This window comes from Polaromonas sp. P3_B1 (genome assembly GCF_056402935.1).
In genome coordinates this window covers 1-10,685 of sequence record NZ_JBFUGK010000042.1, presented here as the reverse complement: position 1 = coordinate 10,685, position 10,685 = coordinate 1, and the positions used below count along the sequence as shown (strand labels likewise).

The following is a 10,685-nucleotide window of genomic DNA, read 5'->3' as shown; positions in this document are numbered from 1 at the left end:
GAAACGCTCCCAGAACACGCAGAGCCTTCGACAAGCTCAGGACAGGCCAAGCTCAGGCCGAACGGACGGGCACCTGGAGTTCTCACCATGAAACTGACCCTCTTTGACCTGGACCACACCGTGCTCAACGGTGACAGCGATGTGCTCTGGTGCGATTTCCTGATCGATAAGGGCCTTCTGGGCAAAACCGAATTCACCGCGCGCAACGCCGACATGGCGGCGCGCTACAAGGCCGGCACCGTCGGGCTGAAGGAGTTCGCCGATTTTTACGTAGGCACGCTGGCCGGCCGTACGGTGCAGGAGTGGGAGCCGCTGCGCCAGGAGTTTTTGGCCAAGTGGATCGTGCCGCGCATCACACCGGCCGCCGTCGCGCTCGTCGACAAACACCTGGAGGCGGGCGACCTGGTCGTCATGACCACGGCCACCAACCGCTTCATCACCGAACTCACGGCGATTTACTTCGACATCGAGCACCTGATCGCCACCGAGCCCGAGATGCGCGGCGACCTGTTCACCGGCAGCACCACCGGCGTGCTCAATATGCGCGAGGGCAAGGTCGAGCGCCTGCACGCCTGGCTCACGGCGCGCGGCCTGCATTTCAAGGACTGCAAGAGCACGGCCTACAGCGACTCCATCAACGACCTGCCGCTGCTCGAAGCGGTGCAGCACCCGGTCACGGTAAATGCCGRCGCCACGCTGGCGGCCATAGGCGGCGAGCGCGGCTGGCCGGCGCTGCAGCTGCATTAAGAACTGCTCTTACTGATTTTCGTCACTCAGGACACCCTACCGTTCGGGCCGAGCCCGTCGAAGCCCTTCGACAGGCTCAGGGCGAACGGTGGTGATGATTGAGCGTGTTTATGTAAGACCCAACAGGTCATCGCGGGTCCGTTAACGGCCAGCAGGGCAAGGCCGTCACGGGCAGAATGGCAGCCTTATCCGGCTTGCCCCTATGCACCCTCCACTCCCCATCCCCTTCCAGCGCCTGGCCTGGTCCAACCTCGCCGCCCAGTCGGCCGAACAGCTGAGCCTGGCGGCCGTGCCGCTGGTGGCGGTGCTGATGCTGGGCGCGGGGCCCGGCGAGATCGGCCTGCTGGCGGCGCTGCAGACCCTGCCCTTTTTGCTGTTGGCGATTCCGCTGGGTCTGCTGGCCGACCGGGTCTCGCGTTGCCGGCTGATGGTGGCTGCCGAAAGCCTGCGCGCGCTGTCCTTGCTGGCGCTGCTGGCCATGGTGCTCACGGGCCGGCTATCGATCGGCGGGCTGGCGCTGCTGGGTTTTATCGGTGCGGTGGGCACGGTCTGCTTCAGCGTGGCGGCCCCCGCGCTGGTGCCGGCCATCGTGCCGCGCCAGGCGCTGGCGCGCGCCAACGGCCGCCTTGAGCTGGCGCGCAGCATGGCTTTCGCGGCCGGGCCGGCACTGGCCGGCGCGCTGGTCGCCTGGGCCGGCGCATCTTCGGCCTTTGTGCTGGCGACCTTGCTGTCGGGCGCGGCCGTGGCGCTGCTGTTGGGCCTGGCCGAGCCGGCGCGCGCGCCCGCCGCGAGGCGCCATGCGCTGCTGGAAATCCGCGATGGCGCGCAGTTTGTCTGGCAGCAAACCTATTTGCGGCCCATGGTGATTGCCGGTACGGTCTGGAACATCAGCTGGTTTGTGCTGCAGGCCGCGTATGTGCCTTATGCGGTGCGCGTGCTGGGCCTGACGGCGCAAGGCGTCGGCATCACGCTGGGCGCGTATGGAGCCGGCATGGTGGTGGGCGCACTGCTGTCGCCGCGTGTGGTGGCGGCCATGCCCTTCGGCCGCGCCATCCAGCTGGGCCCGGCCGTATCGGTGCTGGCCGCCGCGACCATGGCGGCCACGCTGTTCATTCCCAGCGGCGTGCTGGCAGGCATGGCGTTTTTCCTGTTCGGCGTCGGGCCCATCGTCTGGACCATCACCTCCACCACCTTGCGCCAGAGCGTGACGCCCCATGCCATGCTGGGCCGCGTCTCGGCCGTGTTCCTGGCCGTCAATGCCGGCTCGCGCCCCATCGGCGCGGCACTGGGCGGCGTGGTGGGCGCATCCATGGGCGAAGCGGCCTGCCTGTGGCTGGCGCTGGCCGGCTTCGTGCTGCAGGCGGCGGTGATTTTTGCGTCGCAGCTGCATGCGCTGCGGCAGCTGCCGGAGCCGGAGCCGGTGGCTTAAGCGCGCGCAGCGGAGGGTTAGCTCCGAGGCGATTTATCTTGCTCCTTCCTCCGCTGGGGGAAGGCGGGGATGGGGGCCTGCGGCCGTGGCAAAAGCGCTTGCTCATCCGCCGCTGGCCCCCACCCCAACCCTCCCCCAGCGGGGGAGGGAGTAAGGATCAAGCGAGCGTGCTTAGGGAGTTGCTTATTCTGCGCTGAGGTGCTTGCCGACAATCCCGGCCAGCTCAAACATCGTGACCTGCGGCTTGCCGAACACCGGCAGCAGCTTGGCATCGGCATTGATGGCGCGCTTGTTGGCCGCGTCCTGCAGGCCTTCGGCCTTGATGTAGTCCCAGAGCTTTTTGATGACCTGGGTGCGCGCCACCGGTTCAGCGCCTATCACCGCGGCCAGCGCGTCGCTGGGCTTGAGGCCGGCGCCCGGCTTGGCGACGCGCGGCGTCTTGGGCTTGGCGGTTTTGGCGGCCGGTGTTTTCTTGGCGGCGGCCTTCTTCGCCGCCGGTGCTTTCGCGGTCTTGGCCGCAACGGTCTTGCCGAAAGGCGTTTTCACCGTGCCGGTCTTGGCGGCCGCCGGCTTGCGCGGCGGGAACTTGGACGGCGCGAATTCAAAGTTCACCTTGTCGGCTTCCTTGTCCCAGGCCAGCATGGCCTTGAAGGGCCGGCGCGTGCGCATGGAGACAAACTTGTCGAGCAGGTCGGTCTTGCCGGTTTCCAGCAGCTTGTGCATCTGCTCGCGCTCAATCGGCTGCTGCAGGATGACCTGGCCGGTCTTGAAGGTGCAGCTGGGCGTGGGTTGCTCAAGCGTGGGTACCGATTTTTCGCAGACGTAGTTTTTACCGAGCTCGAACACGCGCGAAGCGCAGCGCGGGCAGGGGCCCAGCGACTGCTGGCCGGCGAAGTCGACGATCTCGCCGGTTTCGGCATTCTTGTCGTCGCCGAAATCAAACTCGAGCTTGTAGTTCTTCGTCTCTTCGTCGAACTTGATCACCATCTCGGCGGTGAAAGGCCAGCCGGCCTTGGAGCGGAAGCCGTCCAGCGGGCCGATTTTTTTGTCGCGCAGGAACTGCTCGACCTCGGCCACCTCGAAGGTGCGGCCGGCCGGCGTCTTACCGAAGCTGAAGCCGCAGCCGTCGTCACCGTTCTTGCCGGTGCAGGTGTAGCGCCGGTAGTTTTCCTTCATGATGCCGCCGCAATTGGGGCAGGGCGCGGACAGCGTGGCGTAGTCGCCGGGAATCGTGTCCTTGTCGTAACCCTTGGCCTTGTTGACCAGGTTCTCCGTCATGGCGGCGATCTCGGCCATAAAGGTTTCGCGGCTGAGCTTGCCGTGCTCCATCTGCGCGAGCTTGTGCTCCCACTCGCCGGTCAGCTCGGCCTTGGAGAGTTCTTCCACGCCCAGGCCGCGCAGCAGGGTCATGAGCTGGAAGGCCTTGGCCGTGGGGATCAGCTCGCGGCCTTCGCGCAGCATGTATTTCTCGGCGATCAGGCCTTCAATCGTGGCGGCACGCGTGGCCGGCGTGCCCAGGCCTTTTTCCTGCATGGCTTCGCGCAGCTCGTCGTCGTCAATCGTCTTGCCGGCGCCTTCCATGGCGCCCAGCAAGGTGGCTTCCGAATAACGCGCGGGCGGCCGGGTCTTCAGGCCCTTGGCCTCGACCACTTCGGCGCGCACCATCTCGCCGGGCTTGACCGGCACCAGGCTCTGGCCCTTGTCGCCGTCCTTGGCGTCGGCCACCTCGTCGGCGGCTTCCTTGCCGTAGATTGCGAGCCAGCCCGGCTTGACCAGCACCTTGCCCTCGGTCTTGAAGCTGTGGCCCACGGCCTGCGAAATGCGGGTGGTCACCAGGTATTCGGCGCTCGGGAAGAACACCGCCATAAAGCGGCGCACCACCAGGTCGTACAGTTTCTGCTCGGCTTCGCTGAGGCCGCTGGGCGCCTGCAGCGTGGGGATGATGGCGAAGTGATCGCTGACCTTGGCATTGTCGAAGATGCGCTTGCTGGGCTTGATGTAGCCGCCCTTGATCGCCGTCGCCGCATGCGGCGCCAGGTGTTTCATGCCGCTGTCCGCCAGCATCTCAAAGGTCTGCTTGACCACCGGCAGGTAGTCTTCGGGCAGCGCGCGCGAATCGGTACGCGGGTAGGTCAGGGCCTTGTGGCGCTCATACAGGCTTTGCGCAATCGCCAGCGTGGTTTTGGCCGAGAAGCCGAACTTGCCGTTGGCCTCACGCTGCAAAGACGTCAAATCGAACAGCAGGCCGGCCGCCTGCGTGGTGGGCTTGCTTTCTTCCGTCACCGTGGCGGCCTTGCCGCGCACGGCCTCGGCGATGGCCATCGCCTCGCGCTCGGACCAGACGCGGTCGGCCTTCAGTTCGGGGTCGGGTTCCGCGCCTTCGCCGTTGGCGGCATTGGCCGCGGCTTTTTTCCATTTCGGGTCAAACCACTTGGCGGGGTACTCGCCGGCCTCGGCCAGGAAGGTCGCGTGGATTTCCCAGTAGTCGCGGCTCACGAACTTGCGGATTTTTTCCTCGCGCTCGACCACCACCGACAGCGTCGGCGTCTGCACGCGGCCCACGGTGGTCAAAAAGAAACCGCCGTCGCGCGAGTTGAAGGCCGTCATGGCCCGGGTGCCGTTGATGCCGACCATCCAGTCGGCTTCGGAGCGCGAACGCGCGGCGTCGGCCAGGCCCTGCATCTGCTTTTCGCTGCGCAGGCTGTCAAAGCCCTCGCGAATGGCGGCCGGCGTCATGGACTGCAGCCACAGGCGCTTGACCGGCAGCTTGCTGCTGGCGTATTGCTGGATCAGCCGGAAGATCAGCTCGCCCTCGCGGCCCGCGTCGCAGGCGTTGACCAGGGCGCCCACGTCCTTGCGCTTGGCCAGCTTGACGATGGCGTTGAGCCGCGTCTTGGTCTTGTCGATGGGCTTCAGGTCAAAGTAGGGCGGGATCACCGGCAGGTTGGCGAAACTCCATTTGCCGCGCTTGACGTCGAACTCCTCGGGGGCCTGGATCTCCACCAGGTGGCCGACGGCCGAGGTCACCAGCCATTCGTCGCTCTCGAAATATTCATCGTGTTTTTCGAACTTGCCGGCCGTCGGCGTGATGGCGCGGACGATGTCCTGCGCCACCGAGGGCTTTTCTGCAATCACAAGGGTTTTCATAAGTACTTCTTCAAACCTTCTACATCTTCGGGGAACATTTCCCCGCTTTCAGCGAATACGACTTTGCCGTCACGGCCGTCCGCCGCCACCTTGAGCACCACCACCACGGGCAGTCCGGCCGGCTTGGGCAGGCGTTTGGCAACTTCGGGCGTCAGCATCCCCGCAGGGAAGCTGTAGCCCTTGGCTTTCATATACGAAGCGGCGGCGGCCGGCTGCTTGTCGATGGACAGCGCCAGCACCTCCAGCCCCTTGGCCTTTTGCGCCCGCCACAGCGCTTCTATATGGGGCGATTGCACCGCGCAAAAAGGGCACCAGCTGGCCCACCAGTACACCACAAGCGTCTTACCGCCCATGTCGGCGGGCTTCCAGGCACTGCCGTCCAGCAGCGCCACGGCCGGCAAAACCAGGGTATCGCCGACCTTGGGCAGGGGGCTTTCCCCGCCCTTGGCCCACGCCGGCAGGCCCAGCCCGGCCACAAGGGCGGCGGTCGTCTGCAGCAGGTTTCGGCGCTTGAACATGAGGGGCTCCAGGGGTGCGTCACGATGCATCACTACAATAGCGGCTTCTCGCGCATGTACGCGCGCGGGTGCGCACGCATACGCGCGCACGCGCACATGCATGAATTAACCATACCAAAAAAATATCCCGTGTCAAAAAACCAGGCCAACGCGCCCATCGCGCCGCTCTCTTCCACGCCCGCCGCACCCGCGCCCGCCGCCGACGGCCGCCGTATCCAGACACGGCGCTCCGGCGTGCACGGCAAGGGCGTTTTCGCCGTGCAGGACCTGGCCGAAGGCGAGACCCTGATCGAATACGTGGGCGAGATCATCAACTGGAAGGAAGCGCTGCGCCGCCACCCGCACGACCCCAAGGACCCCAACCACACCTTCTACTTCCACATCGACGAAGACCATGTGATCGACGCCAAGCACGGCGGCAATTCCTCGCGCTGGATCAACCACAGCTGCAAGCCCAACTGCGAGGCCGACGAAGTGGAAGGCCGCGTCTTCATCAAGGCGCTGCGCAACATCAAGGCCGGCGAAGAGCTGTTCTATGACTACGGCCTGATCATCGACGCGCCCTATACCAAGAAGCTGCTGGCCGAATACCCCTGCTGGTGCGGCGCCAAGAACTGCCGCGGCACCTTGCTCGCGCCCAAGGACGACGACAAGAAAAAAGCCAAGGGCAAGAAGAAGTCCGGCAAGAAGTCCGGGAAAAAAGCCGAAGCCAAGGCTGAAAAGAAAAAGGCTGATAAAAAAGCGGAAAAGAAAGCTGACAAGAAAGCCGACAAAAAGCCCAAGAAGAAAAAGAAGGACTGAGCCGGTACCCGCCGGTTCCCGGCCCGCCGCGCCGCCGGCCGGAGCCCGGGCCCCTGAGCTTTCATGAGCACACCCCCACCCAACCCCTTACGCTGGCCCGCCGAGGCCCTCTGGGAGGCCCTGGCGCCCTCGCTGCCGGGCTTCACGGTGGAGGTCCTGCCCGAGATCGATTCCAGCAACACCGAACTCATGCGCCGCTTTCGCGGCAGCCCCACGGCCGAGCCCAGGCCCGAACCCCTGCTGCTCGTCGCCGAGCAGCAAACCGCCGGGCGCGGCCGCCTGGGCCGCCAGTGGCAAAGCCGGCGCGGCGACAGCCTGACCTTTTCCCTGGGCCTGCCGCTGGCGCCCACCGACTGGTCGGGCCTGTCACTGGTGGCGGGTGTCAGCGTGGCCGACAGCCTGGAGCCGCTCGCCACCCAGGGCGGTAAACCCCGCATAGGCCTCAAATGGCCCAACGACCTCTGGCTGTCCACGCCCCAGGGCGAGCGCAAGCTGGCCGGCATCCTGGTCGAGACCGCCAGCTGGGAAGGCATTCGTTATGTGGTCATCGGCATAGGCATCAACATCCGCGCCGTGGCGCTGGACCCCGCGGCCCCGGCGGCGGCGCTGCCCGCCATCCCGCCCGGCGGCCTGCAGGAGCTGCTGCCCGAACTCGACGCGCCGGCCGTGCTGCTGCGCATCATCCCGCCGCTGGTCCACGCAGTACAGGCCTTTGAGCGCTTCGGTTTTGCGCCCTTCCAGGCGCGTTTCGCCGCGCGCGACGTGCTCGCCGGCCGGGCCGTGCAGCTGTCCGACGGCACCACCGGCACGGCCCACGGCGCCGGCGAAAACGGCGCGCTGCTGGTGCATACTGCGGCTGGCATGAAAGAAATCACCAGTTCCGAAGTCAGCGTGCGGCCCGTGGCGGCCCACAACCCGCAAGGCGCGCGCCCATGCTGAGGCTGCTGGTACTGGCACTGCTGCTGGCCAATGCCGGCTACTTCGCCTGGACGCAAGGCCTGCTGGCCGACTACGGTTTTGCCCCGGCCGCCCAGGCCGAGCCGCAGCGCCTGGCCCAGCAGATCCGGCCCGACGCCATGAAGCTGCTCACGACGGCCGAGGCGCGCCAGCTTGAAAACGACCCCACACCCGCCGCCGCACCGCAGCCTGCCCCCGAGTGCCTGCAGGCCGGCCTCTTCACACCCGAGCAAAGCACCGCCCTGCGAGCCGGCCTGGAAAGCAGCTTCCCCATAGGCAGCTGGACGCTGGAAAGCGGCGTCGAACCGCCCCGATGGATCGTCTACATGGGCAAGTACAGCAGCGAAGACGCCCTCGCCAAAAAACGCAGCGAGCTGCGCGGCATGGGCGTGTCCTTTGAAGCCTTGGCCAACCCCGCGCTGGGACCCGGCCTGTCACTGGGCCACTACACATCCCAGGCCGAAGCCGAACGCGAACTGGCCAAGGTCGCCACACGCGGCGTGCGCACCGCCAAGGTGGTGCAGGAGCGGCCCGAAACGCGCGGCCAGCTGCTCAAAGTGCCGGCTGCCGATACGGCGCTCAAGGCCAAGCTTGAGGCTCTCAAGCCGCAGCTGGCGGGCAAAGCCCTTCAGGCTTGTAACTAGAGCCCCCACGGTTGCAGCGCGCCGGTCTTTCTTACTCCCTCTCCCTCTGGGAGAGGGCAGGGGTGAGGGCTAGCGGCCTTAAACACACCTACAACGTCAAGCACCGCAGGCCCCCATCCCAACCTTCCCCCAGCGGGGGAAGGAGCAAAACCAAGGGGCGGAGGTGAGCTTCTAGACAGCCTTCCAGGCCCTTAGCGGCACACAGGTCTGCAAGCGCGTGACCGCCTGGTCCATCAGCGCCGGATGCAGCTCATGGCCCAGCGAGCGGGCCACGTCCAGGGTCGCGTCGGCGCCGAGCTCCATCAGGTGGTCAAAATCGCTGCGCGTGCGCGCCAGCGGCACGATCTCGTCGTTCTGGCCGTGCAGCAGGTGCAGGGTGGTCAACGCGGGCGCGCGGGCCGGCCAGACCTGGTAGCCGCCGCCAAAAGACAGCAGGCGGCCCGCCAGGCCGTCATGGGCATCGCTGAGCGCCAGCGCCAGGCTGGCGCCCGCGCCAAAGCCGGCCAGCGCGGTGTCCGACTGCAGGATCTCAAACCGTTGCTGCTGCGCGCGCAAATAGGCGGCCAGCGCTTCCACGCGCGCGGCCAGGGCCGCCGCATCGTCCAGCCCGGCCGCGGCGGCGCCGGCCGCATCGGCATGCGGGCCCGACAGGCCTTGCGGAATCAGCACGGCGGCTTCGGGAAAAGCGCCGCCCAGCAGGTTGCCCAGCTCCAGCATGTCGGCGGCCGAGCCGCCTGCGTCGTGCAGCAGCACAAACAGCTGGCGCGGCGTGGCGCTGGCAGGCAGCAGTTCAATGGTGACGGTGTCCAGGGGATTCATGGCGGGGCAGGGCGGTTGAAGGGGGCTGAAAAAAGGCAATTGGGGCTTTTGCGGCGGCTTTCAACCACTTTAACCAGCCCGCGCCAGGCCCAATGCCGGCCCCCGCGCCGCCGCCCGCATTCCTGGGCGAAAATCGGCGCTTTTACACACGGGACACGCATCCCCCGACACCCGGACGAACATCATGAAAATCGCAAAAGACACCGCCGTCACACTCAGCTACAAAGTGGCGGACGCCCAGGGCAAGCTGGTTGAGCAGAGCAACGAGCCCATGGTTTACCTGCACGGCGGCTACGGCAACACCCTGCCCAAAATTGAAGAAGCGCTGGACGGCAAGGAGCCGGGCTTTCAGACCGTGCTGGCGCTGGAGCCCCAAGACGCTTTCGGCCTGCGCGACGAAAGCCTGGTGCAGACCATCCCTCGCACGCAGTTCCCGCCCGGGGTCAAGGTCGGCGGCCAGCTCGAAGGCCGTGGCGAGGACGGCCGCCAGCACGTCTTCAACGTTGTGAAGATCAAGGGCCAGGTCGTCATGCTGGACGGCAACCACCCGCTGGCCGGCAAGGCCCTGCGTTTTACCCTCAAGGTGACCGACGTGCGCGCCGCCTCCGAAGAGGAAATCGCCCACCGCCACGTCCACGGCGAGCACGGCCACCACCATTGAAATTTACAAATCGCCACTGGTCGCCGCCGGGCGACCGGTCGGCGGCTGCTTGCCGGTAATATTCCCCGCGTTACCCGTCGTTACGGCTAAAAGACGGCCGTTGTCCTAAAGTGGGTCCTCGCCTACACACCCCGATGGCAGCCGATGACAGGCCCCACCGGGGGCGGCGCCTAACTTCATGGATTAACTTCGGGGGCTCCATGCTGATCAACGCGTTTCTTGTCGAGGACAAGCCGGACATACGCAACACCTTGGTGGAAGCCATGGAAGAAATCGCACCGCTGCGATTTGTCGGCCATGCCGATTCCGAGACCGGCGCACGACAGTGGTTAGGCTCTCACCAGGATTGGGACCTGGCCATCGTGGACCTGTTCCTCACCGAGGGTTCGGGCTTCGGCGTGCTCAAGGACTGCCAGCACCGCAAACCCAGCCAGAAGGTCGTGGTGCTGACCAGCCACAACCAGGAGAACCTCATGATTCGTTGCCGCGAGCTCGGGGCGGATGAGATTTTTGACAAGTCGCATGATGTGGAGAAGCTGGTGAGGTTTTGTCAGCGGCATGCGGATAGTCTTGATGGGGTTTTGCCCCCTACCCAATAGCCGGGTCTTGCTCCGGCTGGGCGCGCTCTTCCTCCTCATCCTCCTCTTTCCTCTTCTTGGTTCTGCTGGCCGGGGGTGGCCCGGCGGCCAGTAACTTTCTTTTGCTTCGCCAAAAGAAAGTCACCAAAGAAAAGGCGACCCGCAGTCTGGGTCCCTGCGCTTCGCTACGGGCAACCTGCGGTGCTCGAGCCAAGCGGGGTCAAAAACAACTCGCTTCGCTCAGACACGTTTTTGCCCTGATCCGCTTGTCTCTGCGCTCCTCGGCCCAGCCAGGACGGGGAAGTCCGAAATACCAAAACCAATACCGAAGACAAATACTGAACTCCAATACAAACAAGGACACGCCGCGGCGTGTCCTTGTGG

Annotated in this window: 10 protein-coding genes; 7 read left to right on the top strand and 3 right to left on the bottom strand. The window is 65.8% G+C overall.

The window, feature by feature from the left end; all coding sequences use genetic code 11:
• Positions 1 to 87 precede the first annotated feature (87 nt).
• Positions 88 to 747 (top strand): HAD family hydrolase, encoded by a 660-nt coding sequence (locus tag AC1DXS_RS20695; protein ID WP_477739340.1) that lies wholly within the window; start codon positions 88 to 90, stop codon positions 745 to 747.
• A 202-nt stretch (positions 748 to 949) separates the two neighbouring features.
• Positions 950 to 2,176, top strand: coding sequence for an MFS transporter (locus tag AC1DXS_RS20690; RefSeq protein ID WP_477739339.1), 1,227 nt, complete (start codon positions 950 to 952; stop codon positions 2,174 to 2,176).
• 183 nt (positions 2,177 to 2,359) lie between these two features.
• Here the strand turns inward: AC1DXS_RS20690 and AC1DXS_RS20685 are convergent, their stop codons facing one another.
• Both AC1DXS_RS20685 and AC1DXS_RS20680 read right to left on the bottom strand, forming a co-directional pair.
• The gene (locus tag AC1DXS_RS20685) at positions 2,360 to 5,323 is read right to left on the bottom strand and encodes a DNA topoisomerase III (RefSeq protein WP_477739338.1); all 2,964 of its coding nucleotides are present in this window, start codon (positions 5,321 to 5,323) and stop codon (positions 2,360 to 2,362) included.
• Positions 5,320 to 5,841: a TlpA family protein disulfide reductase gene (locus AC1DXS_RS20680; RefSeq protein WP_477739337.1), complete on the bottom strand. Its 522-nt coding sequence runs from the start codon at positions 5,839 to 5,841 to the stop codon at positions 5,320 to 5,322. The genes AC1DXS_RS20685 and AC1DXS_RS20680 overlap by 4 nt, the downstream gene beginning before the upstream one ends.
• A 96-nt stretch (positions 5,842 to 5,937) precedes the next feature.
• Here AC1DXS_RS20680 and AC1DXS_RS20675 point away from each other — a divergent pair, with 96 nt between their 5' ends.
• The 3 genes from AC1DXS_RS20675 to AC1DXS_RS20665 all read left to right on the top strand — a co-directional run bounded on the left by AC1DXS_RS20675 (position 5,938) and on the right by AC1DXS_RS20665 (position 8,243).
• On the top strand, positions 5,938 to 6,642 hold the full coding sequence (locus tag AC1DXS_RS20675) for an SET domain-containing protein (RefSeq protein WP_477739370.1): 705 nt from the start codon (positions 5,938 to 5,940) through the stop codon (positions 6,640 to 6,642).
• Positions 6,643 to 6,705: 63 nt separating this feature from the next.
• Entirely contained in the window at positions 6,706 to 7,581 is an 876-nt protein-coding gene (locus AC1DXS_RS20670; protein WP_477739336.1) for a biotin--[acetyl-CoA-carboxylase] ligase, read from the top strand.
• Positions 7,575 to 8,243, top strand: coding sequence for an SPOR domain-containing protein (locus tag AC1DXS_RS20665; RefSeq protein ID WP_477739335.1), 669 nt, complete (start codon positions 7,575 to 7,577; stop codon positions 8,241 to 8,243). The genes AC1DXS_RS20670 and AC1DXS_RS20665 overlap by 7 nt, the downstream gene beginning before the upstream one ends.
• Before the next feature lie 171 nt (positions 8,244 to 8,414).
• Here AC1DXS_RS20665 and ypfH read toward each other — a convergent pair whose 3' ends face one another.
• Positions 8,415 to 9,062, bottom strand: coding sequence for an esterase (ypfH, locus tag AC1DXS_RS20660; RefSeq protein WP_477739334.1), 648 nt, complete (start codon positions 9,060 to 9,062; stop codon positions 8,415 to 8,417).
• Between the two features lie 184 nt (positions 9,063 to 9,246).
• Here ypfH and AC1DXS_RS20655 point away from each other — a divergent pair, with 184 nt between their 5' ends.
• Both AC1DXS_RS20655 and AC1DXS_RS20650 read left to right on the top strand, forming a co-directional pair.
• Positions 9,247 to 9,723 (top strand): FKBP-type peptidyl-prolyl cis-trans isomerase, encoded by a 477-nt coding sequence (locus AC1DXS_RS20655; protein ID WP_477739333.1) that lies wholly within the window; start codon positions 9,247 to 9,249, stop codon positions 9,721 to 9,723.
• 200 nt (positions 9,724 to 9,923) lie between these two features.
• The gene (locus tag AC1DXS_RS20650; RefSeq protein ID WP_413326417.1) at positions 9,924 to 10,322 is read left to right on the top strand and encodes a response regulator; all 399 of its coding nucleotides are present in this window, start codon (positions 9,924 to 9,926) and stop codon (positions 10,320 to 10,322) included.
• The last annotated feature ends 363 nt before the right edge of the window (positions 10,323 to 10,685 follow it).

Bases quoted from the DNA above. Each gene is read 5' to 3' on its own strand.
- AC1DXS_RS20690 (WP_477739339.1), top strand. From the start codon at position 950: ATGCACCCTCCACTCCCCATCCCCTTCCAGCGCCTGGCCTGGTCCAAC.
- AC1DXS_RS20685 (WP_477739338.1), bottom strand. From the start codon at position 5,323: ATGAAAACCCTTGTGATTGCAGAAAAGCCCTCGGTGGCGCAGGACATC.
- AC1DXS_RS20680 (WP_477739337.1), bottom strand. From the start codon at position 5,841: ATGTTCAAGCGCCGAAACCTGCTGCAGACGACCGCCGCCCTTGTGGCC.
- AC1DXS_RS20675 (WP_477739370.1), top strand. From the start codon at position 5,938: ATGCATGAATTAACCATACCAAAAAAATATCCCGTGTCAAAAAACCAG.
- AC1DXS_RS20670 (WP_477739336.1), top strand. From the start codon at position 6,706: ATGAGCACACCCCCACCCAACCCCTTACGCTGGCCCGCCGAGGCCCTC.
- AC1DXS_RS20665 (WP_477739335.1), top strand. From the start codon at position 7,575: ATGCTGAGGCTGCTGGTACTGGCACTGCTGCTGGCCAATGCCGGCTAC.
- ypfH (WP_477739334.1), bottom strand. From the start codon at position 9,062: ATGAATCCCCTGGACACCGTCACCATTGAACTGCTGCCTGCCAGCGCC.
- AC1DXS_RS20655 (WP_477739333.1), top strand. From the start codon at position 9,247: ATGAAAATCGCAAAAGACACCGCCGTCACACTCAGCTACAAAGTGGCG.
- AC1DXS_RS20650 (WP_413326417.1), top strand. From the start codon at position 9,924: ATGCTGATCAACGCGTTTCTTGTCGAGGACAAGCCGGACATACGCAAC.